The sequence below is a fragment of the Rhizobium sp. AC44/96 genome (assembly GCF_001692185.1).
GTDB lineage: Bacteria > Pseudomonadota > Alphaproteobacteria > Rhizobiales > Rhizobiaceae > Rhizobium.
The window spans coordinates 50,736-76,529 of the sequence record NZ_LXKO01000011.1; the positions used below are offsets into that span (position 1 = coordinate 50,736).

Below are 25,794 nucleotides of genomic sequence, written 5' to 3' on the forward strand. Positions count from 1 at the left end.
AAGGAGACACCCATGCGCATTGGGCTATTCATTCCCTGCTACATTGATGCCTTCTTTCCGGAAGTGGGCATTGCTACACTCGAACTCCTCGAGCGCTTTGACTGCGACGTGATATACCCAATGAACCAAACCTGTTGTGGTCAACCGATGGCCAACGGTGGTTTCAATACGTATTGCGCCGATGTTGAGACACTGTTCGTGCGCAATTTTGCGCATTTCGACTATGTTGTTTCCCCGTCAGGCAGCTGTGTCCATCATGTCCGCTACAATTTTGACGCCATTGAACAGACCGATGAAGTAAAGAATGTTCGTTCGCACACGATTGAGATCGTTGAGTTCTTACACGACATCTTAAACGTCAACGCCTTTCCCTGGGCTCGGTTTCCCCACCGGGTTGGGCTCCACAACGGGTGTGGATCGCTGCGAAAACTTGGTCACGCGACGCCGTCCGAACTGCATAAACCGTTCCTCTCCAAACCGCATGCTCTCCTGTCTAAAGTGGAGGGCATCACGTTTGTGCAGCCCTCGCGACCAGATGAATGCTGCGGTTTCGGCGGCACTTTCTCTGCCTATTACGAGTCCGTTTCCGCCAAAATGGGCTACGACAAGGTTGCCGACCATGTCCGCGCCGGAGCCGACTACATCGTCTCGGCTGACTCTTCCTGCCTGATGCACCAGCAAGGGTGTGCGGAGCGCTGCGCTTTGCCGATCAAATTCGTTCATATCGCGCAGGTCTTGAACGGGGTAGCATTATGAAACCCGGTTCCGGGGCGAAGGGGGCGGACACCCGCGAACCGCAGCCGCGCGGAGCTGTCGTCCGCGGTAACCGGCCCATCGATCAGGCAAAGGCCGCTGCCGACTTTGTCGCAGCGAAGCAGCATGCGACAATGCATGATGAGAGGCTTTGGGGCCTTCGACAGAAGCGCGACCGAGAGATGCACGGAATCGAGGAGTGGGAAGAGCTTCGCGAACTTGCCTCTGCGATCAAAGAACATACCCTGACCCGCCTCGACGACTATCTCCTGGAGTTCGAAAGCAAGGCGAAGGCGAACGGTATCCACGTGCACTGGGCAACGGATGCGGACGAGCACAACAGGATCGTTCACCGCATACTAAGCGATCACGGGGCGACATCGCTTATTAAAAGCAAGTCGATGCTCACCGAGGAGTGCGGCTTTAGAACATACATGGCCTCTGTCGGCATCGATGTGTTGGAGACCGACCTTGGGGAGAGAATCCAACAACTGGATAACGAAGAGCCGAGCCATGTTGTCGTGCCCGCAGTACACAAGCTCAAAGCGGACGTCGCCGACGTTTTGGCTAGAACCATCGGTACCGATCCCCACAACAGCGATGCCCATTACCTCGCAGAGGCTCAGCGCCAATCTGCCCGTCCCTTGATCCTTGATGCCGGCGCAGGCATGACAGGCGCGAACTTCGCCGTTGCAGAGACTGGTACGTTTGTAGTGTGCACCAACGAAGGCAATGCAGACCTATCGGCCAATGTGCCGGATCTACATATTGCCTCAATCGGAATCGAGAAAATCATTCCGCGAATTGAGGATTTGGCCGTCTTCATCCGGTTGTTGTCCCGCAGTGCGCTCGGGACGCCGATCACCCAATATACCTCGCATTTTCGCGGTCCCCGCGCGGGAGGGGAGATGCATGTCATTTTGGTTGACAACGGTCGCTCAGCGCGGCTTGGCATGGCCGAGTTTTGGACTTCGCTCAAGTGTATCAAATGCGGTGCTTGCATGAACACATGCCCGGTCTATCGGCGCAGCGGCGGGCTCAGTTACGGGGCCACATATGCCGGTCCGATAGGCCTTATCGTCGATCCGACCTTCAATGCACGGAAATTCAGTAATCTGCCTTTTGCGTCAACCCTCAATGGCAGCTGCACGAATGTCTGTCCGGTCAAAATTAACATCCACGAACAAATATACGCTTGGCGCCGCCAACTCGTAGCCAAGAAAGAAGTCCCGCTAGCCAACCGAGCAGCTATGAAACTGTCCGGCCAACTGCTCGCGCGTCCCGCCGCATATCGTTCCGCTCTCAAGGTAGTAAAAGTTGGCCTGAAGCATCTGCCACGTTTCGTGCTGTACAACGGATTGAATTCGTGGGGGAAGCATCGCGAGCTTCCCCCCGCGACAAAGCATACATTCCATAGCTGGTACGCGGAAAACGGGAAATGATGGAAAGCAGAGACAAAATTCTTGCATCCATCCGCGCAAACCTGCCCAGGCTTCAGCGGCCGCTTCCCTCGTCCCCATTGTACGATGATCACGCGCCCGCTTCGCTGGTTTCGACCTTCAAATCAAGTCTCGAGCATATGGGAGGTGTCCTGCTCGATGCTCCCGCCTCGGACGCCTTTCTCGCTGACGTCAGGGATAGGGTCTCGGCGATCAAAATAGTGTGTTCGATGGTTCCAGAAATTGAGGGTAACCGGAGCATTTCCGTCGGCGCTCTCCCTCGGCAATTAGCGGACGTCGACTTTGCGATAGTTCGCGCCTCCTTTGGAGTGGCGGAGACAGGTTCGGTCCTCCTCAGTGATGCGGACTTGGGCATAAATGCGCTTGGATATCTTGCGCAGCATTTGGTCGTGCTACTCGATCCCGCCGATATCGTTGTCAATATCCACCAAGCGTATCGTCGACCGGAATTCCGGAACAGTCGCTACGCAAGCTTCCATACTGGCCCATCGGCGACAGCGGACATTGAGGGAGTGCTTATACATGGTGCTCAGGGGGTACGATCGCTTTTCGTACTGCTCGTCGCCAATTGGCAACCTGAAACCGCCGATGTGGTCGCGCCACAGTAGGGAACTGAAAGCGCAATCCCTCACACAGGTTGAGGTGTTCCGCGAGCGAACGGCCACTGGCACTTCACCACGAAAAGGCCAGCGTGCACACACGCCACGGCGTTGCCGACGCTGTTGACCAGGTCGGTGATGAACAAGATCACGCGGATCCCCCGGACGACCATGCTGGTTGAAATAGTTAGGTGTCGCGATCGCCACTTGGCGCAATTCGGGTCCCAAACGGACAGCAACCATATCTCGTTCAATGACCTCGCCGATCCTTAGGGCGACATCATAGCCTCCGGCTACGATGTCCACCGCCGAGTCCTTTGGCAGTTCCTGTTATATCCCGATACGAACAACGTTGTCGTTGCGTCGGTAACGCGCTCCAGCTTCGTGAACTTCTGCCTCAAGGTGGAGAGCTGCGGCATCTTGCTGTGCTGCGGCCTCGAATTCTAATGCGCGGGGGATGCTTCGAGATCCAATTTATAAAGCACTTGCCCCATCTGACTAGGGCGCCGCCGGTTCAGATCCGTTCAAGGCGAATGTGAACTATGGTTCCCCGAACCGATCACATAGGCTGCCACCCGAAGCGGACATCCAGTGGATTAGGGGCTGGCGCTTCCGTTTCGCTGCCTTCCAGATCGCAGTTAGCCCAAAGATCCGCATTAGTTCTGCGTGTCAAGGCTCCCAAAATCTCGCCCCTTGTCAGTCGTCTCCGTTAACCCCGCTCGAGTCAGCTTGCCGACAAGGCGCTGCGACGGCTACTGTCATATTCCTCGTTGCCACCGTGCGAAGTGGCCGACCCAATGAAATGCCTTTTAGGGTAATAATCAGAATGGAACGGCTACTCTATTTCCTCCCCGGAAAACCGCAGCCTGTATGGGTAAGGTACTCGGCAACAACTGTGATAATGGCACTCTGCATTGGCGTGCAGATTAGTCTCTACGCACAGACAGGCTTTGTTGGTTTCTTCTTTCTCTTGCCCGGTATTTTCCTGACAGGAATTATGTTCGATCGAGGTTCGTCACTTTATGCAACCGCGCTGGGTGCCGCGTTCGCGTACATGTCACTCAGACCAACCGTGCCGTTCCCGGGCTATGTCCTGCCTATCTTGTTGTTCACAGTAACCGCCGCTGTCATCGGGCTTGTGGCCGAAGCACTGCGGACCGAGATGGAAAAAGTCGTGCGGGCGGAGAAAGCCAAAACAGTCCTCCTGATGGAGCTTGCCCATCGCACCAAGAACAATCTGGCGATGTTATCGGCAATAATGCGGCTTCAGGCGAGGCATCCTGGGGTGAGTGCTGCAGAAGCGCTCACCGAGATGGGTGAGCGCATTCAGGTCATGGCGCAAGTATACGACCACCTTACGATACTTGCAGACCGGAAGGTTGTGAATGCAAGGACATACTTGACGGAAATCTGCCAACATCTCAGCGCGTCGATCAGCGGAACGAGTCCGGTTGCCATCAAGGCCGATGCGGATGAACTATTTATTCACAGCGAACAGGCCGTGCCGATTGCGATCATTGTCAACGAGCTTGTGACCAATAGCCTCAAGTATGCATTCCCGGAGGCGCGAGCCGGCCTTATACAGGTTATGCTGAGAGCCGGCGAGGAGGTTGTTCTGTCTGTAACTGATAACGGCGTAGGCATGCATGCTAGTACACCAGAAGGCATAGGTGCTCGGATAGTATCGCTGCTAGTCCAGCAACTCGGAGGGACGATCACTCGTGAAAATTTGGAGTCGGGGTGCCGCGTGACACTGCGGATGCCAAAGCCGCCCGTTTAGCCATTTTGGAAGGCCCAACGCCGAATTTTGCTAGAGTGCGCCGATGTTATCAATGCCTATGACGGTGACTCAGGAGGGTCGGCAGACGACTCCAACAAGTCATTCGAGCCAGCTAAATTCTTACATCATCTGGCGGACTCGGTTGGACGAGGATTTGTAATAAGGGGTTCGCTGGTTCGGATCCCTTCAAGAGCGTAAACACGGCGTTTTGCCAGAACCCCGGCTTCGACATTCTCACGGGCTATTGAGTGCACCCCCGCTGACTTTCCTTAAGTCAGACAACGACCTCGCGCACGGATAGGAGACTGTTACCACGGGCAGTGTCAGACGGCTCGGAAATCCCGATCCGGAAAACACTTGCTGCTCGGCGATAACGAAGTCTGATGCCTTTGCAAGGGTCGAGGGCACGGCTGATTGCGGATTGCGATCAAAGCGCGGGAAATTGGATGACGCGACCTGCAACCGCAATCGGTACCCTTTTTTAAACAAACGGCTAATGTGTCCCAGCCGAACGGTGACCTCGACCGGGTGATCACGGGTCGCTGCTGCATTCTCCCATCGCAGGACACCATCGACAATGCCGACGCTTCTGCCAACAGGATCCACCTCACAGAGTTTCGCTGTCCAATCGGACCTGGGACTGGAGGAGGTCACCCAGAGGCAAGCCGTCACCAACCCGGTCACCTCCAGATCCTCGCGCAGCGGCTGGCCGGTGAAAACCCGCACGTCGCTTCGGGCCTCGATCACCGTCTGATCGACCGGGCCCGAGTTGCGCCCGAGGAGGAGACCGGGAAGGAACGTTGCGCCGCCGGCGGTCGGCACCGGCGTCGATGGATTGGAAACGAAGTCGCTGCTGGCTTTCGCACCCGGTGTCGAACCGAGCGTGCCTCGGCTGCAATCGAGAAAATGCGGCACGTCGATTGAATCCGGAAGAGGCCAATCCGGCGCGGCGTGCCAGCTGTTCGAGCCCGAACGGAAATAGCGCACGATAGGCGACACCGGCTGCCGATCTTCAAGAACGCTGTCGAAGTAGGCGAGGTTCTCCTCCGGTAAATCAGCGCTGGACGCCGAGTAACCCAACCATTCCTCGCCCTGCCAGTCGGTCGGATTGCCATGTGACCAAGGGCCGATGATCAGACGGTCGGGCATGTGGCTCCGCCCCCCCCACCGAGATTTGGCCTTCTCGAAAAGCTCGATCGAGCCCTCGAGGAAAATATCATTCCACCCTGCGACGACAAGCATGGCGGTTTTGTTCGTCTTCACCCAATCGAGGCGATCGGCGCCGGACTTGCCGCCCACAGCCTGCGGATGGAACCAGTCTCGAAGATGAGGCGCGAGCTCCGCAATCGCGTCGTCTAGGATCGGCAGTCTCGCAAATGCTGCAGCGGGATCTCGCTGTAAAAGCTCCAGCAGTGTCTGCACGCGGTCGCACATCTCAGCTGGCATCGCCGCCATTCGATGCTGGATATGGTCGGCACCAAGCGACTCGATGACCCACAGCAACACAAAGGCGAGCTCGAGAGCACCGCCGCGATACATCCATGTTTCGCCATGACGCGCCGTGGTCAGTTGTGGCGCAATGGCCTTCAGCCCATCCGGATTTTCGGAGAGTGCCAGCACCTGCGTTGCGCCGACATAGGACGCCCCGAACATCGCGATCTTCCCGTTGCAGAAGGGCTGGCGACGCAGCCACTCAACCGTATCGGCACTATCCTGCCCCTCGAACGTGAAGGGAACAAAGTCGCCGTCCGACTGGTAGCGTCCGCGCGTATCCTGGACCGCAATCGCATAACCCCGACGCAGTGCGGTCTGGAACTCCAAGGCAGAAATATACTGCGAACCGAAGGGGGTTTCCTTGCGATAAGGGGTGCGTTGAAGAAGCACCGGGCAGGGGGCGTCCGTTGCCGGAAGCCAGATATCGGTCTTCAGGATCACGCCGTCACGCATTGTCACATCGACATTGTCGAGCAGCCTGAACGTTGCCTGCTTCGTCATGGCCGTTCCTCAGCGCCTGCCGACAAGTCGCTGCCGCAACTGGTCGAAGGAGACGGCGAGAATGAGCAGAAAGCCGGTTGCCGCCTGCTGCCAGGACGAGTTGATGTTCATCAGCGTCAGACCATTGTTCAAGATACCGACGATGAGCAGGCCGATCACCGTGCCCAGCATCGTGCCCGTTCCGCCCTTCAGCGATGTTCCACCGAGAATGACTGCGGTGACGACGGCAAGTTCCAGACCGAGGCCTGTCGTGCCGGATGTCGAGCCAAGCTGCGAGGCGCTCATCAATCCGCCGAGCCCGATAAAGGCGCCCGATAACAGGAAACTCAAGAAAACCACGCGCTTCGTGTTGATGCCAACCAGGCGCGCCGCATTCTCATTAGCGCCGATTGCGTAGATCGATCGGCCGAAAACCGTACGCTTGAGGACGATGCCGACGACGATGGCAACGAGAATGAAGACCAACGCCGACAGCGGGATATTGAAGAAGGGGCGCCAGATCGCCCAGTCGAAATTGGCGATCAGCATATTCTTTCCGCCGCCGATCGACTGGGTCAGCCCCCGGAAGATCGCCAGCGTCCCAAGCGTGGTGATCAGCGCGTTGACGCCGATCTTGGTCACCAGGAAGCCGTTGATGACGCCAATGCCCATGCCGACGACCAGTGCGAGCGCACTCGCCGGCACGATGCCTATACTGTTGACGGTCAGGGCCATGATAAGCGCCACGAAGGCAACGCCGCTGCCGACCGAGAGGTCGAACTGGCCGGCAATGAGCAGCAGTGTTCCGCCGGCCGCAAGCACGCCTGTGATCGACAGCGCCGTGATCACGTTGACCCAGTTGCCCCAGGTCAGGAAATAGGGCGAGCTCAACGAGAAGAAGACGATTTCCGCCAGCAGGAAGGCGAGAAGAGCCGCCGATTCCGGTGCCTTGCGAAAGACGCTGGCCTTGTCGCCATTCGTATCGATATCCGCCATTGTTGTCATGGCCTCGGATTGAAGCTTGTCATGCATGGACACCGCCTCCCGCGGCTTCGGTCAGGGTTTCGGTCGAAATACGTTCATGCGGGATTTCCGCAATCAAATGTCCGCGCACGAGCACCAGCGCCCGGCTGGCGACCGCATTGATGTCTTCGTAGTCGGAGGTCGCGATGATGATGGCATCGCCCTTGGCGGCCAGTTCCGCGAGCACGCGATAGATTTCCTGGCGGGCGCCGACATCGACGCCGCGGGTTGGCTCTGTCAGGACGAGGATTTTTGACCCCGCCTCGAGCCAGCGGCCGAGCAGAACCTTCTGCTGATTGCCGCCGGATAATTCGATGATGGTCTGGTTGCCCGAGGCGTCCGCCTTCACGCGCAGTTCCCGGTGCCAGCGCGAATAGGCTGAGCGGAGCCGATCGCCGCTCAGCATGCCGTAACGCGCCAGCCGCGACCAGCTGGGTGCGGACAGGTTTTCGGCGAGCGTCATAGTGCGTAAGAGCCCTTCGCTTGCCCGGTCGGCCGGCAAGTGGCCGATGGACGCGGCGATCGCCTCGGCGGGGTGGCGAAAGCGCACGGATTTGCCGTTAACGAGGAGGCTGCCGCTGTCGAACGCTCGTGCACCGACCAGCGATCCGGCGAGTTCCTGAACACCGGAGCCGACTTTGCCATACATGCCAAGGATCTCGCCTGGGCGCAGCGAGAAGGAAATGTTCGAGAACGCGTCTGACGCGAGGCGATCGGCTGCAAGGACCGGCGGCGTAGCGGAGGAGGGGATGGCCGGCGAATGGCGGGCATGGGCAACTGCCCGTCCGACCATCGCCTCGATCACCTGCTCCTGGTTGACCTCACTCGTCGGCCGATCGAGCGACACACGTCCATCGCGCAGCACGCAGACGCGGTCGGCAAGAGCGAAGACCTCGTCGAGCCTGTGGGTGATGTAGAGAATGGCCGCTCCGCGTTCGGCCAGGCGCCGGATCAGCTGGAAGAGTTTTTTCGCTTCAGCATCCGACAGGGCGGCGGTCGCCTCGTCGAAAATGATGCATTTCGAGGTGCCAATCGTCGCGCGGGCGATCTCGATGATCTGCCGTTCGCCGAGCCTGAGGTTTGCCACTTTCGCGGTCAAAGGCAGGTCGGCGCCAAGGAGATCGAGTGCCTCGCGTGCCATCCCGTGCATGGCGCGTTGATCGAGAAGTCCTCGTCTGGTCGGCCAGGCGCCGAGGAGGATGTTTTCGGCAACCGTCAGGGTGGGGGCATCGGCAATTTCCTGGGCGATCAGTCTTATGCCGGCGTCTCGGGCATCGCCCACGCTCTGGAAGGAAGCCGCCTTGCCGTCCACGGATATCGTGCCGTCATCCGGCCGATGGTCACCGGCGAGAATGCGCACGAAAGTGGATTTGCCGGCACCGTTCTCCCCGAGAAGGGCGGTGATCGTTCCGGCTGCCAGATCGAGGTCCACGCCATGCAGGACCTCGACCGGCCCGAACGATTTCCGGATACCGCGGACGGCAAGGAAGTCCTTCATCATTTGCAGGCATACTCCGGATAGACCTTGGAGACGTTCTCAGGTGTGATCAGCTCGTGCGGCACGAGGATCTGGCTGTTGATCTTCCCACCCTTGATAGCCTTGACCAGATTGGGCACGATCAGATCAGCATAACGCTCAGGGAAGTAAGCGGCCGTTGCGATGAAATGCGGCGCGGTCCAGATCTGGCAATTGTCCGGATCGAAGTTCTGGACGCCAAGATAGAGGTCCTGGTTTCGTCCCTGTGTGCGCGCGGCGGCGAGAGCTGCGGTGATGACGTCCTCGTTGATGCCGACGGTGATGATCTTGCCGGCGCCCGGCAGGGCGGTCAGAGTATCGGTAAACTGACGCTGCGCGGCATCGGCCTGACCACCGGCACCGGTGTCGATGATGCGCAGGTTCTGAACCGGTCCGCAGACGGCCTCAAAGGCCTTGCGAATGCCACCCATGCGCTGATCGTTGACGACGCCGACGGCGGTCGATTCCAGCGAGATGAAGGCATCATATTCGCAGTTGAAATTTTTCGCGAAATACATGCCGAGTTCGTGGCCGACGATCTCACCTGCATAGGAATTGGCGGCACCGACGAAGGCGGTCTGGCAGGGTTTCTGTTCGATGTCGATCGCGATCACCGGAACCTGAGGACCTTCGGCGCAAATGTTGGCGGCGGCTGCTGCATCCGCCTGAAAGGTGACAAGGCCGTTGACATTCTGCGTCTTGAACTGGCGGACACAGGACAATGCCGTTGCGGCATCCATCTTGGAATCGCAGGTCACGAGTTTGAAGCCGGCGGTTTCAGCCGCCTTTTCCATGCCGCGCTGCAGCGCATCGGTGAAGGGAACACCGAGGATAAGCTGCGTGAAGCCGATCGTCAGATCCTTGGCGCTGCCGGGTTCAATCGGCTCGAATTTTGCCACTTCGGCCGGTGGCGACGGCGCCGGAGCGTCGAGATGGATCTCGGCGGCATATGCCGTCTGGCCCCCCAGAGCCAGAACTGCCGTGACAAGCAGCCCCTTTAAACCGCGTCCGCGGATCAGGTCTTTCGAATTCCAAATTGGCATTTCAGGTCCTCCTCACCTGTTGAGCTGTGGTCGACCGGGCGATAGCCCGGCCCGTGCGTGAAACTGTTCAGCAGATCTGGACCACCTCGATATCCAGAAGCTTGCCGAGTTTTTCGATTTTCGTAGCTATGTGTCCGACGCCGACAGCGCTGTGATGGGCCGGCCCCTCAGCATTCCACGCCTCGACGAAACGGCGGGCGCCGATATCGAACCTGTACCGGCTGTTGGTATTGCCGATCTCCAGGATCGGTCCCGCAACGGACTGGCCCTCGGCGCACAGCAGCACGATCCGCCCCTCACGCTCGATGACCGACAGAAGTGTCACCGGCCCGTGCCTGACCGACATTTCGACACTGACGCCGGAACCCACCTTGCCGTGATAGACCTTCAGCGGCCGGATTTTCGTCTTGCCCTCGGCAACCCTGATGTGGCCCGGGCCGTCATGGCCCATGAGCACGACGTCCTCAGCAAAATCCATGGCATAATATTCGGTGAAGGATCCGCCGACGCCGAATGCATCCATGATCTTCATCGCCTGTGCGTTCTTGACCTCGTATTCGCCGGCCACCGGCACACCCTGCGCCGTCAGCAGCGAACTGCCGACGATGACCGAGGTAATCACGTCTTCGAACTCGTGGCCGGGTGTGGATTCATAATAGTAGGCGAGCGAGCCAAGCTTCCTGCTGTCGACGAATTTGCGCAGGGCAGCCGCGGTGGTGGCCGCTCTGCGCAACTCCGCCGGATCGCAATCCGCATCGATGTCGAACTCAGCCCTTATCGTCGCAAGAGACGCCGCAATTTCATCGTCGGCCAATTCGCGCCGCAAGCGTGCCAGGTCGTCGATCTCGACAATTTCGATATGCGTGCCGAAGGCAGCGGCCTGCGCCGTCAGGTCGGAATAGATGTCGAGCATGCCATTATAGTAATGCCCCATCACGCCGAGCCGATTGTGGGCCATCACGTGGGCGACGCGGGCCGCATCGATCCAGTCGGCAATTTCGCGCTCGACATGTGCATCACCTTGCAGCATGCCGGTGATCTGGTGGAAGGCGACGCCGGACCGGCGAAAGACATTGGCGATCTCCGGAACGGGGCAGGCGCCGCAATGGGCAAGCCACTCACCGGTCATCCTCGTCCGATCGCCGATTGCATTGAAACGGCGATAGTCGATTGCCGCTTCCGGCTGCAAATTGAGAATGATGACGGGAACGCGTGCCCGCCGCACGACAGGCAGGACCGTGGACGAGAGTGCATAGGTGGTCACATGCAGGAAGATGATGTCGACATCGGCCTCGCGGAAGCGGTGGCCAGCCTCGAATGCCTTTTCGGGCGTATCGATCAGGCCAAGGTTGACAACCTCGATATCCGGACGGGCAAGCTTCCCGGCCATCTGCCCGACATAGGCTGAAAGCCTTTCTTCCAGTCCCGCAAACTGGGGCCAGTATGTTGCAAGGCCTATGCCGAACAGGCCAACCTTAAGCTTGCGGTCCATCATGGGCGCTCTACCGGGCGGCAATCAAAAGGGTATGGCAGCAGGCAAGGGCCGGCCGCTCTCAGCAACGAAAACACTGACGTCTCTCCTCCAGAACCGCAATTGGGCTTGCGCTTCGTCTATGTTCCGTCAGCGGAAAGTTGCGCTGTCGGATCCATCCTCTTTGTAAACCCTAGCATCACACATGCCGGTTGACATCACGCTCATTTCTTCAAAAATGATCTGAAGCATACAAAAACTGATCCTCAGCCGAGATCCATGACCCAGAACTATTTTGTCTATTTGCCAGATAATCGGCTATGTTCTGCCTGGGGATGCACGGCAATCTCCAGCGGGCATACGAAAATCCTGCCTCATTCGGTCTATCCTCCGATCCGTCATCCCGACGATCATCATTTCAACTGGAAAAGGGGTCGCATCCTGCAGGCCTACCAGGTCATTCTCATTGCGGAAGGGCGCGGCCTCTTCGAATTTGGTCGCCGCGGCCGAAGCCAGCCCGTCGAGGCGGGGTCGATCGTGCTTTTGTTTCCCGGCGTCTGGCATCGCTTCGCGCCCGATCCCGAACTTGGCTGGACCGAGAACTGGATCGAGTGCCGCAGCACGGCTTTCGATTTCGCCCGCACTGCAGGTCTGATCGATCCAGCGCGCTCGGTCCTGCCATCAAGCCCAGACTTCACGGCCGTATTCGAGAAGATCCATACTCTCGCGGTCGAAGAAGGGCTTTCCAATCAGCCACTTCTTTCAACGCTCGGCCTGCAGCTTCTGGCGCTTCTGTCTCAGCAACGGGAATTGCAGTCCGCCGCACCGGCCGATCGTCTCGTGGAACGGGCGCGCGTCATTCTGATGGAGCGCTGCACACAGCGCGTATCGGTAGAGGATGTTGCTCGAGAACTCGGTGTCAGCTATTCATATTTTCGGCGTGTCTTCCGTCAAAAGACCGGCATCTCGCCGAAGCAGCACCTCGTGTCGCTGAGAATACGCCGTGCACAGGATATCTTCGCCAATACCGACAAGCCCATCAAGGAAGTGGCAGGCCTGCTGGGCTTCAGCTCGGCCTTCCATCTGTCGTCCCAATTTCAAAGTCTGGTCGGATGTAGCCCGTCCGAATACAAGACACGAAGCCTGGCGATGGGCCTCATGTAAGGTAAACGTGTTCGCCATTTTCCGCGAGGTCTATCGATGCACACGCACCGCTGTTGGGGACAAACGCAGGATCGCGTTAAAAATGCACGGCTTGTCCGCTATTCGAGCTTTCGATTGCCGCGAACACCAGCTTGAGTGACGCAAGGTTCTGGCGCGCGCTATTGAGAGGGACACTCCCGTTTTCGATAGACAAGAGAAGCGACCCCATGGCCCCAGCAAATCCGTCGTTGAACCAACTTCCTTCGAGTGACGGACTCCCGACCCCGCTGTCAACAAAGAGATGAACAGCCTGCTCGGCTAGATCCGCACCCACACTTCGTACCGTCCCCTTCGTTCCCACGATTGTCGTGATATTCTGAGCGCCGTATCGAGAGGCGCCATCAAATACCAGCGATGCTTGGCCCCCTGGGAAGGTGATTGCGGCCTGGGCCGCGAGTTTCGATTCGATTTCCTGTCCAGACGTCGCCGTTCCGGTCGCATATACCGATGTGGCCGTGTCGCCGATGATACTGGCGACGAAGTCGAACCAATGGATAGCGAAATCTTCCAGGATGATCTGGTCCATCGCTTCGAACGGTGTTCCGGCGATCCAGCTATGGTCCCATTGAAGCGCGGCGTGCACACCGATGATGTCGCCGATCAGTCCGGCCCTCACCACCTCCCGCATGTAGGACATGTAAGGCGCCCAGCGGCCATTTTGGTTGACGGCGAGAATAACACCTTTCGTTTCTGCCAGCTCTACGAGGTTCCTGCCAACGTCGAGATTCGCTACGAAGGGTTTCTGCGACAGGATATGCTTCCCGGCATCGATTCCGCATCGGATCAGGGCTTCACGCGACGACGCATGGACCGCTAGATCCAACACCCGAATTGTCGAATCGTCGAGAAGATCCTGAGGATCGGTGAATACCCGGGCCGTTGGATAGAATTGGTCGCGCCTTGCTTCGGCCCTTTCAATATTCCGGTCGCATATTGCCACGACATTCAAACCGTATTTCCGATAAGCATCCAGATGCGCAAAGCTTATTCCGCCAGCTCCAATCAGACCGATCGGTATCGAACGGTCAACCGGCATCGGCGGTTCATAGGCGACGACCGGTGCCTGGATTTCGTCGACCGTTGCCGCCACGAGGGCATAGGCGTCTTCCGACGCCAGACCAGCTGGCCGTTGTTCGTTCTCGCTCATGGAAGCAACTCCAATGTCCTCTGCTCTTTCGCTGATATGACGGCGGTGTCGATGATCCGTTGCGCTGTCCTGCACAAAGCCAGCTCGAGAGGACCGGTGATCGGTTCGTCCGTCTTCTTGCAATGGAGAACGTATTCGACCGGATTTCGGTAAGGCGGGAGTTGCTCGTCGACAGGGATGAAGGAGACTTCCCGCTGCGCACGCGTCTGAATGCCGACATGAGGCTCGAAATCGTAGCTCGAGATCGTGCCCGCGGTACCGACAACCACAAAGCCACATTTCGGCTGCGGCTGAAGTGTCCAGGGATCGGTGAAGGTACCCCACCGCGTTTCGAATTTCGACAGACCGGTGTCGTAGCGGCATACGGTGATGGAATGCTCATCGACTTCCAACCCCTGATCGGCCGAGACGACCGTTGTGACTGTCTTGGGCGCGCGCCCGTTCATAAACCAGGTTCCGAGCGTGGCGCCGTAGCCAAGATAGTCCAGCAGTGAGCCCCCACCAGACTCCGCCTTGTACCACCACGAATTCGGTTTCTGGCTCTGCACATCCTCATCCGAAACCTCGACCTTGTCAGCAAGATGGTAGAGCGGGCCGCGGTTACCGTCGTAGAAATGAACTTCGAGCACGTCTCCGATAGTTCCCTCGTCGATCAGGCGCTTTGTTGTCGCGTGCGACGGGTACCATCGCAGTGGCCAATTGATGGCAAGTTTGATCCCAGACCGAGCCACCGCTTCGATCATCCGGTCCGCATCCTGGAGATTGGCCGCAAAGGGCTTCTCGATGAGGATATCGACCTGATGCTTAGAGACCTCTTCGACCGCTGTCGCATGATCGGCGGTCGAGGGGCACAGGATCACCAGATCGGGTTTTGCCGTCGCAAGGCACACATCGACATCCGTGAATACCTGGTCCGGTTTGATGTCGAAGTTCTCGATCGCACCTTTCATCCTGCTCGGATCCCGATCGCAAAGGCCAACGATTTCGGCTTCGGGATGATCGTACGCGGCACGAAGGAGGTCGCCCATATGCATATGATCGAAGTTGACGCCAACTATTCTCCACCGTGCCATTTCAATTTCCTCCGCTTTGGTCAGTAAAGTCATCACAGGTAGGTCGAACCTTCTTGGCCACATTCCATGGTCCAGAGACTAGTTTCTAGATTCCTCGCGGAAATTTAGTTTCATCACGCGTTGACCGTGACACTGACCGGCAATCCGCTAGACGCACATTCGTAAATCGCAGACATGACCGCAAAATTGAAGGCGAGCCGCGCCTCGGGCAGAATGACGCTGTCGCGACCCTCGATAAGGTCGGCGAAAGCAAGCAACGGCCGGGCATGGACACTGTCCCAGCCGAAGCCAGGAAGTTTCTCAACCCTTGGCACAACCTTGCCTTCCACGTCGACGTAATGCGTCAGCGTTGACCGGTCGTCCTCGAAGGGGGGCGTCCATTGCCAGGTCAGGCCGCCATCGGTGCCATCCACGTTCAGAAGTGATTGGGGCTCACCATGGAAACCATTCCCGCGCTCGTAATCGAAGGTCACGATCGCACCGGTTTCGAGCTCAAGCGTCATTGCGGCGCCAGCATGGGTCTCGATTGAGATATCGACGCCCTCCGGATCAATCCCAGTTTTCGGCGTCGCCAACCACGCCTGATGGATACGAGCTGAAACCGGCCGCAGGACGTCAAAAAACATCGCCAGATCGTAGACGCCCCAATCGAAGATCGCGCCTCCGCCGCTTTTCTCCTTGTCCAGGAACCAGCCGCTCTGGGGTTGATATTCGACGCCCGGACGCGATCGGGGACGTCGGTTGACGAGCCTTGCGTGATAGGGTGATCCGATACCGCCGCTTGATATAATATCGCGCCCTCGAGCAAGTGCCTCATTGCCAAGGAAGCGAACGCTGCAATCGCCGAGCCGTCGGCCAGCGGCTTTGGCTGCGTCCAACAAGTCATCGAGCTCAGCCTGAGAGCGAGCCACCGGCTTCTCACTCAACACATGGCGGCCGGAACGAAAGGCACTGAGCCCGGCTGTGTGGTGGAGCCATGGCGGAACGGCGAGGACCACGACATCGTGGTCTTGTGCGGGCGAGCTTGCCAGCATCACCTCTGCGTCTTCAAAGACCGTCGCATGTGGAAAGGCAGCGCGAAATGCGTCGCGCGCCGCAGGCGACGGGTCCGCTGCAAAAAGCTCCGCGTCTTCGAGTTTACCGGCTGCAATGGCGTGCTGATGCGCAATCGCGCCGGCGCCGACAAGGTAGATTCTCCAGGACATTGAAAATTCCTCAGTTGATTGCAACCGGCTTGAGCAAGGGTTCTAGATATCGAATGCTGGCAGCGTTCGCTTCGACACCCGACATGTCAGCAGGCGTGCCGTCTTCCATGGCAAGCTCCAGCACCATGAGAGCCTTCACATCATGGCGAGCGAGATGAGCTGCGAACGACGGGTAATCGATGTCTCCGGTACCGATCGCCTCGCTCCAGATGCCGTTGACGGACTGCCTGAGGTGGATCAGCCCAATGCGCTTTGCGTAAAGTGAAACGACATCATGCAAGGCCAACTGACTGTTGTTTGCACCGCGGTAGACCCAATGTGCGTCGAGGCAAAAACTGACCGCCGCGGGATCTGTATTGACCATCATGTGGTGAAACTCACGCGCCGCCGCTTTCATCTCCGGATCGTGGGTATGATAGAGCAGTCGGCTGCCGTCCTTGGCCAAGGCCTCTCCGAGCGCGTTGATCGCACGGGTCTGCGTCACGATCTGCGTGTCGGTCTTAAGAGTACCGCCAGGCAAAGGATCCGGATTGAAGATAAGCTCGCGGACGCCGACGTCGCGCAGCGCGGCTGCAATCTTCAGAGCGTTCGCGGTCGCACCTTCTGCAAGGTCCGGTTCGTGAAACGCACCATGCACATAGGCGGAGCGCATTTCCAGACCTTGCTGCCTTGCTGTGTCGGCCACATGTTGGACGTCTTCCGCTATCCGGAACGAATGCTCCCATCCGGTCAGACCCGCTTTTTTCGCATCCGCCATGGCCTGCCCAAGATCCCAGTCTCGACCGTCGCGGCGAGCCAGAAGCGTCCAGCCGTACACGTTTGTTGCAAAGAACATCGACTTCTCCTTTATGTATCGTTTAAATTCGCCGTTCCGTGCCGGCGTCGAAAATTGAGATTTCTTCCGGCGCAAAGCTCACGGGCGTATCGCCACTGAGCGTGCGCGCCGTCGCCGGGGAGACCCGCATCACGATGCGTTGCTCGGCAAGATCGCACCAAACAAGGCTATCAGCTCCCAATGGCTCAATAAGGTGTACTGCGAGGTTAAGCTGACTGCGACCAGCCGATTGCCCTGGTGAAAGCTGTTCCGCTCTCACGCCGAGGACAACTTTCGCTCCGTGCTCGGGGCGCTGTGCAAACGGATATCCGGTGACGCTCGTTCTGAGTCCGTTATACTCGAAGAAGACGTCGCCGCCTTCCAGCCCGATCTCTCCCTTGATCTGATTCATCGGCGGCGAGCCCAGGAAATCGGCAACGAAGAGCGTGGCCGGCTTGTTGTACAGTTCTTCAGGTGCGTCGAACTGCTCGATAACACCGCTCCGCATGACTGCGATCCGCGACGCCAAGGTCATCGCCTCGATCTGGTCGTGCGTCACGTAGATGAACGTTGCACCAAGCTTCTCATGGAGCGCCTTGATCTCTACGCGCATCTCGGTTCGCAATTTCGCGTCAAGGTTGGAAAGCGGCTCGTCAAAGAGAAACAGGTTCGACCTCCGCACCAGCGCTCGTCCGATGGCGACGCGCTGACGTTGTCCGCCCGACAACTGCGCCGGCTTGCGGTCGAGCAATGCGGTGAGCTGGAGGATCTGGGCCGCCCATTTGACACGCTCGGCGATTTCCGATCGATCGGTGCGGGCGACTTCCAGGCCAAATGAGAGGTTCTGACGCACCGTCATGGTTGGATAGAGTGCGTAGGACTGGAAGACCATGCCGATGTTGCGGTCGCTGGGCTCGCGTTTCGTAACGTCAGTCCCTTCGAATAGAACCTGCCCACCTTGCAGATCGTCCAATCCAGCTATGGCGGACAGCAATGTCGATTTTCCGCAGCCAGATGGGCCTAAGAGCACGATGAACTCGCCTGATCCGATCGACAAGGTAATGTCGCGAAGGGCGTGGTAACTGCCATAATAACGCTCAAGATTGTTCAGCTGAACTTGTGTCATAATGTCATCCCTTAACAGCGCCGGCTGTTACCCCGCGCACAAAATATCGCCCGGAGAGGAGATAGAGGAGGAGGGGTGGGACCGCTGTGATCAGGGTCGCCGCCATATTTACATTGTCCTCGGGAACACCGATCTGAGTCCCCACCAACGAGGCCAGCGCAACTGTCATGGGAAGGTTGTCACGACCGGCAAAGACAAGGCCGAGAAGGTAGTCGTTCCAGACGCCGGTAACCGAAAGAATCGCGGCAACGATGAAGACGTTGATCGACATCGGCATGATGATGCGGAAGAACGTCTGAAAGAAACCGGCGCCATCGACCCTGGCCGCCTTGATCAGTTCAGCAGGCAGCGAGACGTAGAAATTCCTGAAGATCAGGATGAGAACCGGAAGTCCGAACAACACGTGCACGATCACAATGCTCGCCAAGGAGTTGTTGATCCCGGACAACGCGAACATACGAACAAGCGGATAGAGCATCACCTGGTAGGGCAGGAAAGCACCTATCAGCAAGAAAGCAAGCACCTTTCCTTCATGGCGAATACGCCACTGGGCAAGGGCAAAACCGTTTAGTGCCGCGGCGAGAAGCGATATCGACGTGCTCAACACAAGGATCTTGACCGAATTAAAGAATCCCGGGCTTATGCCGCTGCATTCGCGGCCGATACAGGCGCCAGACCAGGCCTTCGACCAGGCAGCGAAGTTCAAGCCATGGGGGAGCGAGAAAATAGAGCCGTTGGCGATCTCCTCCGTGGTCTTGAGGGATGTCGTGAGGATCACGAAGAAAGGAATGAGGAAAAACGCGGCCGAGATCACCAGAAAGGCATAGAGGCCGAGCCTCCCGGGGGTCAGATAGTTTTTCATCAGGTGTTCCTTTCGTCCGTCTGAGCGCGACCGCGCCATTTCGAGGCGAGGGTGGAACAGCCGAGGAGGACAATGACCGTCAGCAGCATCAAAACGGAGGCGGCGGAAGCCCGACCAATGTTGGCACGCTCGAACAGATGATCGACAACGAATTTCGCGGGCACATCGGTTGAATAACCCGGACCTCCACCGGTCATCGCGACGACGAGGTCGTAGCTCTTGACCACCTGCATCGCCAGAAGCACCAGACAGGTGATGAAAACCGGCGCCAGCATCGGGATGACCACTCGTCGATACATTGTGAGTTTGGGAATGCCATCGACCTTGCTGGCGCGCCAGATTTCGCCGTCGACCGACTGGAGGCCTGCAAAGATGATCGCCATCATCAGTCCGGACGAGTGCCAGACGCCGGCGATGACGAGCGTGAAGATTGCGAGCTGCGGATTGGTGAGAAGATTGAACCTGAAATCCTCAAATCCAAGCCCGCGAACGAAGAATTCCAGGCCAGTTGTTGGGTTGAGCACCCAGTGCCAGGCCAAGCCGGTGACGATGAACGACAGCGCGATGGGATAAAGAAAAACGGTCTGCAGGTAGCTTTTTCCACGAATGCCCTGATCGAGAGCGACGGCAAGCAATGTGCCGAACAGCAGCGAGAAGGCAGTGTACAAGCCGCCGAGCAGGAACAGATTGCGATAGGCTACAGTCCATCTGTTCTGTTTGAACAGTTCGACATACTGGTAGAGCCCGACGAATTTCCCGGTCGGCAGAAGGCCGGAGGACGTGAATGAAATCTGTATCGTCCAAAGCATGCTCCCGTAGACACCCACCGCGGTGAGCAAAATAACCGGAAGAAGAACTAGCTTGGCTACGGTATGGGGGCGAAGCTGAATGCGTGTCATGGAAAACCTATCGCCGGAATGCAGGAGGAGGCGAGGCAAGATCGGCTCGCCTCCAGCTTGGATCAGTTTTCAGAGTCAAGCAGTTGGGCGTAGGCCTTTGCGGCATCTTCCGGGGTCACGCTTTTGTTTGCCCAGAAGTCGGCAAGAAAGTCCTGGAGCTGACCGCGAAGCTCGGTCGGCAGAACGCCAGCAATATAGGGCACACCTTTGCCATCCTTGATGGCCCCGACGGCGATCTTGGAACACTCTGACAACGAGCTGGTATCCGCATCAGTTCGTGCGGGAATCGAGCCTTTCTGCACGGAGAAGGCAGCCTGAACGGCTGGATCCATCATGGAATCGATAAAGATATTCTGTCCTGCTTCGCCGCCGGCCGCGCTCAGCTTCGGAAACTCGAACCCGGTGGCACCGACGATGGCCAGGGGCTGGCCTGGAGACAGGGCGCAGCCCCAATCCGTGCCATAGACCTTGCCGCTTTTGTCAAGTTCAGCACCCGCCCAGCTGCCCATAATCTGTATTGCTGCACGTCCGTTGGCGACAAGATTGAGGGTGTCGTTCCAAAGCCGGTTGGGCGCCCCGTCATCGCTCATCGTCGACAATGCTCTGAACGTCGTGAATGCCTTCACAAGTTTATCGGATTGACGCGCCTCGGCTGTTCTCTTGACGAAGAGGTCGTCATAATAATCGACTCCTTCACCGAGAACGACAGAATTGAAGATGAGGATGACCTGCCAACCTTGTTCTCCGACGGCAAGGGGTATGAACCCAGCTTGCTTGATTTTGTCGGCCTGCGCCAGAAACTCGTCCCAGCTTTTGGGCGGTTCGATACCGACTTTTTGAAAGATCGGCTTCGAGTACCACATGAAATTCTGGGTCTCGAAGGCAACGGGCAGGGCGTAGACGGCGCCGTCTCCCCCACGACCCATCGCCATGGCGTAGTCGGGCACTGATGCCAGGTAGCCCTTTTCCTTGGCGTATTGGCCGACGTCACGCATGACGCCCTGGGCGCCGAGCTCAGCGGCTTCCGGGCCCATGGCAAGGAAGGCAACGCCAGGCGGAGTTCCGCCGGCAAGACCTGTCGCCAGCATCGTACGAGCCGCCGATCCTCCGCCTGGGGTGGAAAGGTCCACCCACTGGCCGCCGCGCTTGTTCACGTCGTCGGCAAGCACCTTGATCGCGGCCGATTCCGCGCCTGCCGTCAGCCAATGCAACACCTCCACTTTAGGCGCTGACTGAGCCATGGCGCTTCCCGACAGCAAGAGGCCGGCAAGCGTAGACAGTATCGTTGTTCTGATCATCTGATCCTCCTCCTGGAAACAATCTCGGCGAGGCTCCGCCCCGGGTGATTGTCGTTAGCGTCCACTCTTCCAAAAGACGCTTGATGCTTCCAAGTCGTACCGCGCGGACCTGATGGCCTCAATCAAGTGACCCATCAGATCAAATCAAGCTTGCTGAAACTTTTCCATCATCGAGGGCAAGACCTGGATCCTAAGTCCCTCACTGTTGAACAAATGGGTGCGCCCCTCCTGGGGCGTGAGAGAAACCCGGTCGCCGTGGGAGACGGCAAAATCACCGCTGACACGGGCGCCGACCGAGCCGATGCCATCGACATTGACGTGGACGAAGGTGTCGGAGCCGAGGTGTTCGGCAATCGTCACTCTTCCGCTCCAAGTGCCTTGGCCCAAGGAGACGTCGATGTGTTCCGGCCGGACGCCGATCGTGTGGGCGCCGTAGTGTGCGGCTGTCTGACCGGTGATGAAGTTCATGCGCGGTGAGCCGATGAAGCCGGCGACGAACAGGTTGCGCGGGCTTCGATAAAGCTCCAGCGGCGAACCCACCTGCTCGATATTGCCCTTGTTCAGCACCACGATCTTGTCGGCCATTGTCATGGCTTCGACCTGGTCGTGGGTGACGTAGATCATCGTCGTCTTCAGTTGCTGGTGCAGTTCGCTGATCTCCAGACGCATGTTGACACGGAGCGCCGCATCCAGGTTCGACAAGGGTTCGTCGAACAGGAAGGCCAAAGGCTGACGCACGATGGCGCGGCCGATCGCGACGCGCTGGCGCTGGCCGCCCGAGAGCTGGCGTGGCTTGCGCTCCAGATAGTCGGTAAGGTTGAGTACCCGAGCGGCCTCGTTGACCTTGCGAGCGATCTCAGCCTTGTCCATGCCCGCCATCTTCAACGGGAAGGCGATGTTGTTGCGCACGCTCATATGCGGATAGAGCGCATAGGACTGGAACACCATCGCCAGGCCTCGCGCAGCTGGAGCGTTTTCGGTAACGTCCTCGCCGTCGATGATAATGCGACCGCCCGAAACATCTTCCAGACCGGCGATCAGGCGCAGCAGCGTGGACTTTCCGCAACCCGATGGGCCGACAAAGACGACGAACTCGCCGCTGGTGATGTCAAGGTCGAGCGACGGAATGACGGACGCTTCGCCAAATGATTTCGAGACGTTGTCGAGCTTGATGCTGCCCATTTTTGCCCTCCCTGGCATATCAATTGATTTCAAGTGACGAGAATCGAGCTATCGCTCCTCGCCTGGCACTCGGTTTGCCGAATAGAGCGCCTGCAATTTCGCAACTGCCTTTGAGGGAGCGTCTCCGTTCTCGAAAGATTCTCTCAACGCTATGGTCGCTGCCTCTTGAAAGGCGATGTAGCCGTTGTGACGCGGGCGGACGTAGGCGTTTTCGAGCGTATCGAAAGTGCCGGCGTAAAAGTTGCCCCAGCGGCTGTTGACCGCAGCGTCGTGCCATGCCGCTCTGCTTGACGGCTGACCATCATGGGCGGGAATGAACCTCGCCTGGGTCTCCTCGCTCATCAACCATTTCAGATGCGATTTCAGCGGGCCGGAGACTTGGCAGCGGCTTGTAATCCCGATCCCCGTGCCACCAAGCACCGAACCGGGTCGGCCACCAATGCCGAGCCGCGGCGCGTCGGTAAAGGCAAGAGGCTTGCCGTTCGTGGGCGCCGCATAGGTCACATAGCCGTAGATAAGCGGGCAGAGTACAACATCCTCGTGCGTCGCCATGTGTTCCAGGATCCCGATCGGGTTCTTGGCGCGAACCGACAGCGGACTGCGGCTCGCAAGCTCCTTGAGAAGGTCGAAAGCTTCCACGCCGATTTCGACAGATACCAGCTGCTCCGGATCGCCCAATGCCGGTGGCTCGCCGAGTGACACGCAAACCGAAAGAAAATTCAAGATGGCGTGCGGACCGGCAAGGGAAAGTGCGACCTTTCCAGTCTTTGCCGATAACCTCCTGACATCGTCCCAGGTAACCGGCTCCGTTGCGACGATGTCTGCACGACGTGCCATGACCTGTGTGGCTGCGTCGAGAGGAAGCGCCCAGTGTCGGTTCGAAAAGCGGTAACTCGCAAGCGACGGGCCGATCGAGTTACGCCCAAGTTGTGCGACATAATCTGTCCCGAAGACCTCTTCCAGAGACTGGAGGCAGCCGGCTCGCACGGCCTCGCCGACATGGGGATGGTCCATGACAACGAGATCATACTGCGCGCAAAGCTCGGTGATCGGGTGTGACTCGAAGCCCTCTAGGGGCTGCTTGTCCCATGTGATCTCCAAACCCGAACCGGAGAGCTCGAGGCTTTGGGAGGCCGCTGCCAGAGCATTGTAGCCCCGCGGATGATCCCAGGTGAGCGCTTTGATCGTCTGCATCAAAGCGATCCGGCGAGAATTGCACCGGACTTCTCCAGCGCCTCGATCTTCTCATCGCTGAAACCGGCTTCACGCAGCACGTCACGCGTATGCTGGCCAACGACGGGTGCACCCATACGGACTTCGGACGGCGTCTTGGAGAACTTCAGCGGAAAACCGGGCGTCTTCACGCGACCTTCGGTCGGATGGTCGTATTCGACGAAGGTCTCGTTGTGCTTGATCTGAGCGTCTTCGACCAGGTCCGAGTAGCCATAGACCGGACCGCACCAGATGTCGGCGGCACGAAAGAGAGCCAGCCATTCTTCCGAAGTCTTGGCTGTGAGGCGTTCGCGTGTCTTGGCGAAGATCTCGTCGCGGCGGGTCCAGCTGTCGACCTCGTCCTGCATCGTCATGAAACTTTCCTCCCCGATGATTTCGCCGAACTTTTTAAGCGGCGGGAAGGCGATGATGATGTAGCCGTCCGCTGTCGCGAAGGCGCCATAGGGAGCGCGGATAAACACATGCGCATGCGGCTCGGCGGAGCGCTTTTGTTCCTTGTGACCGACGGTGAAGACTGACAGTTCCTGCATCTGCAGGGTGGTGATCGCGTCAAGCATATTGGTCTGAACGAGCTGCCCTTCACCCGTGCGTTCGCGGTGGAGGAGGGCGGCAAGAGCGCCTTCGAATGCACTGTAGGCCGTGACTGCGTCCACCAGGTACTGGCCGGCGGCCGTTGGCGCTTCACCGGCGCGCCCCGTCGACATCATAGCCCCCGACAGACCCTGGAGGATAAGATCCTGGCCGGGATTGTTGACGTAGGGGCCGTCTTCGCCATAGCCGGACATGGAAACATAGACAAGGCGCGGGTTGATTTTGGAAAGAGTCTCATAGTCGACACCCAGGCGCTTTGCCACGCCAGGGCGATAGTTCTGCAAGAAGACATCGGCCGTCTTCACCAGCTCGAGAAGCACCTCTTTGCCTTCCGCGCTCTTGAGGTCAACAGCGAGGGAACGCTTGTTGCGGTTCAGGGAGAGGAACGAAACATTGATCCTGTTTCCTGTCGCGCCGCCGGCCGACACATGCCGTTGCCATTCGCCCGTAACCGGCTCGACCTTGATGACGTCAGCACCGAGATCGCCGAGGCGCTGAGCGGCAAATGGACCGGCCATCGCGATTGAGCAGTCAAGCACGCGGTAACCGGAAAGGATGTTTTTCTTGGCAGGCATATCCATGATGTTTTCCTCGTAAAATTTCGAATTCGTGCTGCGCATTGAGGCTTCTAAAGAGCGTTAACGTTAGCGCTAATGCTAAATATTTGAATTTGGATCTTGCAAGGCCGCATGGCCGCGTCGCGGCTTCATCCCCTGTCAGCCCTTCACGCCCCCGGCGGTCATGCCGGACACGACATAGCGTTGGGCAAACAGATAGAAGATCACCGCCGGGACCGTGTACATGAAGCCAACCGCCATGACCGTGTCGATCGGCGTGCTCAGTTCTCCGACATAGCTCGCCAGGCCGACGGAAGCGACGCGAAGCTGCTCGTCGCTGATGAAGGTCTGGGCAAAGAGGTATTCGTTCCACCCATGGAAGAACGCAATGACCGAGGCGGCGGCAAGAGTTGGTGCGATCAGCGGCACGATGATTATGGCAACGATGCGAAGGCGATTTGCCCCGTCCATGCGTGCCGCTTCCTCGATTTCATAGGGGATCCCGTCCACAGCCCCTTTCAGAATCCAGGTGACGACAGGCACGGTGAACGCGGTATTGGCAAGGACCAGTCCCCAAAGTGAATTCAGCAGCGAAAGCTTGGTGAAGATCGAATAGAGAGGCACGACAAGCATCGCCTCCGGCAGCATCTGCGTGATGAACAGGCCGAGGCCGAAGACAATCTTGCCCCTGAAGCTCAAGCGTGAAAGCGTGTAGGCGGGAAGGATCGCCAGCGCAATGCTGAGCACCGTGGTTCCCAACGCAACGATAAGACTGTTCTTCAGCCAGAGCAGAAGATTTGTCTCATAGAGAGCGTGAAGGTAGACGGCGAAGCGGCTGAAGCTGGGCAAAAGGTTCGGAGTGTCGGCGAACATGTCGCTCGACGGCGTCAAGGATGTGACGACCATCCAGTAGAGCGGAAATGCCGCGATGCCGAGCAAAGCCAGGATCAGAACGGAGCGGATGCTATTTGCAGCAGACATTGGT

At 58.3% G+C, this 25,794-nt stretch carries 22 protein-coding genes; 5 read left to right on the top strand and 17 right to left on the bottom strand.

The window, feature by feature from the left end:
* Positions 1 to 12: 12 nt before the first annotated feature.
* The 4 genes from A6U87_RS11520 to A6U87_RS11535 all read left to right on the top strand — a co-directional run bounded on the left by A6U87_RS11520 (position 13) and on the right by A6U87_RS11535 (position 4,592).
* Positions 13 to 756, top strand: a complete 744-nt coding sequence (locus tag A6U87_RS11520; RefSeq protein WP_065691405.1) for a (Fe-S)-binding protein — start codon at positions 13 to 15, stop codon at positions 754 to 756.
* Positions 753 to 2,195 carry a lactate utilization protein B gene (locus tag A6U87_RS11525; RefSeq protein WP_065691406.1) on the top strand — a complete coding sequence of 481 codons (1,443 nt, stop codon included), beginning with the start codon at positions 753 to 755 and terminating at the stop codon, positions 2,193 to 2,195. Before A6U87_RS11520 ends, A6U87_RS11525 begins: the two co-directional genes overlap by 4 nt.
* Positions 2,195 to 2,821, top strand: a complete 627-nt coding sequence (locus tag A6U87_RS11530; protein WP_065691445.1) for an LUD domain-containing protein — start codon at positions 2,195 to 2,197, stop codon at positions 2,819 to 2,821. The genes A6U87_RS11525 and A6U87_RS11530 overlap by 1 nt, the downstream gene beginning before the upstream one ends.
* A gap of 817 nt (positions 2,822 to 3,638) precedes the next feature.
* Complete coding sequence (locus A6U87_RS11535) at positions 3,639 to 4,592, top strand: sensor histidine kinase (protein ID WP_065691407.1); 954 nt, start codon at positions 3,639 to 3,641, stop codon at positions 4,590 to 4,592.
* A 234-nt stretch (positions 4,593 to 4,826) separates the two neighbouring features.
* Here A6U87_RS11535 and A6U87_RS11540 read toward each other — a convergent pair whose 3' ends face one another.
* The 5 genes from A6U87_RS11540 to A6U87_RS11560 all read right to left on the bottom strand — a co-directional run bounded on the left by A6U87_RS11540 (position 4,827) and on the right by A6U87_RS11560 (position 11,643).
* Positions 4,827 to 6,587, bottom strand: a complete 1,761-nt coding sequence (locus A6U87_RS11540; protein WP_065691408.1) for a CocE/NonD family hydrolase — start codon at positions 6,585 to 6,587, stop codon at positions 4,827 to 4,829.
* 9 nt (positions 6,588 to 6,596) lie between these two features.
* Positions 6,597 to 7,598, bottom strand: coding sequence for an ABC transporter permease (locus A6U87_RS11545; protein ID WP_065691409.1), 1,002 nt, complete (start codon positions 7,596 to 7,598; stop codon positions 6,597 to 6,599).
* On the bottom strand, positions 7,591 to 9,090 hold the full coding sequence (locus tag A6U87_RS11550) for a sugar ABC transporter ATP-binding protein (RefSeq protein ID WP_083199352.1): 1,500 nt from the start codon (positions 9,088 to 9,090) through the stop codon (positions 7,591 to 7,593). Before A6U87_RS11550 ends, A6U87_RS11545 begins: the two co-directional genes overlap by 8 nt.
* Positions 9,087 to 10,148 (bottom strand): sugar ABC transporter substrate-binding protein, encoded by a 1,062-nt coding sequence (locus tag A6U87_RS11555; RefSeq protein WP_065691410.1) that lies wholly within the window; start codon positions 10,146 to 10,148, stop codon positions 9,087 to 9,089. The genes A6U87_RS11550 and A6U87_RS11555 overlap by 4 nt, the downstream gene beginning before the upstream one ends.
* A 67-nt stretch (positions 10,149 to 10,215) precedes the next feature.
* Positions 10,216 to 11,643: an arabinose isomerase gene (locus A6U87_RS11560; RefSeq protein ID WP_065691411.1), complete on the bottom strand. Its 1,428-nt coding sequence runs from the start codon at positions 11,641 to 11,643 to the stop codon at positions 10,216 to 10,218.
* Between the two features lie 255 nt (positions 11,644 to 11,898).
* On the opposite strand from A6U87_RS11560, the gene A6U87_RS11565 reads away from it, so the two are divergent.
* A complete protein-coding gene (locus A6U87_RS11565) occupies positions 11,899 to 12,783 on the top strand; it encodes an AraC family transcriptional regulator (protein ID WP_065691412.1) in 885 nt (294 codons plus the stop codon).
* A 76-nt stretch (positions 12,784 to 12,859) separates the two neighbouring features.
* On the opposite strand, the gene A6U87_RS11570 is transcribed toward A6U87_RS11565, so the two are convergent.
* The 12 genes from A6U87_RS11570 to A6U87_RS11625 form a co-directional block, all read right to left on the bottom strand.
* A complete protein-coding gene (locus A6U87_RS11570) occupies positions 12,860 to 13,969 on the bottom strand; it encodes a Gfo/Idh/MocA family protein (RefSeq protein ID WP_065691413.1) in 1,110 nt (369 codons plus the stop codon).
* The gene (locus tag A6U87_RS11575; RefSeq protein ID WP_065691414.1) at positions 13,966 to 15,042 is read right to left on the bottom strand and encodes a Gfo/Idh/MocA family protein; all 1,077 of its coding nucleotides are present in this window, start codon (positions 15,040 to 15,042) and stop codon (positions 13,966 to 13,968) included. Before A6U87_RS11575 ends, A6U87_RS11570 begins: the two co-directional genes overlap by 4 nt.
* Positions 15,043 to 15,155: 113 nt before the next feature.
* Positions 15,156 to 16,247: a Gfo/Idh/MocA family protein gene (locus tag A6U87_RS11580; protein WP_065691415.1), complete on the bottom strand. Its 1,092-nt coding sequence runs from the start codon at positions 16,245 to 16,247 to the stop codon at positions 15,156 to 15,158.
* 10 nt (positions 16,248 to 16,257) lie between these two features.
* On the bottom strand, positions 16,258 to 17,082 hold the full coding sequence (locus A6U87_RS11585) for a sugar phosphate isomerase/epimerase (protein ID WP_065691416.1): 825 nt from the start codon (positions 17,080 to 17,082) through the stop codon (positions 16,258 to 16,260).
* A 22-nt stretch (positions 17,083 to 17,104) separates the two neighbouring features.
* Complete coding sequence (locus A6U87_RS11590; protein WP_065691417.1) at positions 17,105 to 18,187, bottom strand: ABC transporter ATP-binding protein; 1,083 nt, start codon at positions 18,185 to 18,187, stop codon at positions 17,105 to 17,107.
* 4 nt (positions 18,188 to 18,191) lie between these two features.
* On the bottom strand, positions 18,192 to 19,049 hold the full coding sequence (locus tag A6U87_RS11595) for a carbohydrate ABC transporter permease (RefSeq protein ID WP_141683942.1): 858 nt from the start codon (positions 19,047 to 19,049) through the stop codon (positions 18,192 to 18,194).
* Positions 19,049 to 19,858, bottom strand: coding sequence for a carbohydrate ABC transporter permease (locus A6U87_RS11600; protein ID WP_244499475.1), 810 nt, complete (start codon positions 19,856 to 19,858; stop codon positions 19,049 to 19,051). The genes A6U87_RS11595 and A6U87_RS11600 overlap by 1 nt, the downstream gene beginning before the upstream one ends.
* 152 nt (positions 19,859 to 20,010) lie before the next feature.
* Entirely contained in the window at positions 20,011 to 21,246 is a 1,236-nt protein-coding gene (locus tag A6U87_RS11605) for an ABC transporter substrate-binding protein (protein WP_065691420.1), read from the bottom strand.
* Between the two features lie 144 nt (positions 21,247 to 21,390).
* Positions 21,391 to 22,428, bottom strand: a complete 1,038-nt coding sequence (locus A6U87_RS11610) for an ABC transporter ATP-binding protein (RefSeq protein ID WP_065691421.1) — start codon at positions 22,426 to 22,428, stop codon at positions 21,391 to 21,393.
* Between the two features lie 48 nt (positions 22,429 to 22,476).
* The gene (locus A6U87_RS11615) at positions 22,477 to 23,622 is read right to left on the bottom strand and encodes an ABC transporter substrate-binding protein (RefSeq protein WP_065691422.1); all 1,146 of its coding nucleotides are present in this window, start codon (positions 23,620 to 23,622) and stop codon (positions 22,477 to 22,479) included.
* Positions 23,622 to 24,833, bottom strand: coding sequence for a CaiB/BaiF CoA-transferase family protein (locus A6U87_RS11620; RefSeq protein WP_065691447.1), 1,212 nt, complete (start codon positions 24,831 to 24,833; stop codon positions 23,622 to 23,624). Before A6U87_RS11620 ends, A6U87_RS11615 begins: the two co-directional genes overlap by 1 nt.
* Positions 24,834 to 24,968: 135 nt before the next feature.
* Positions 24,969 to 25,790: a carbohydrate ABC transporter permease gene (locus A6U87_RS11625; protein WP_065691423.1), complete on the bottom strand. Its 822-nt coding sequence runs from the start codon at positions 25,788 to 25,790 to the stop codon at positions 24,969 to 24,971.
* Positions 25,791 to 25,794 lie beyond the last annotated feature (4 nt).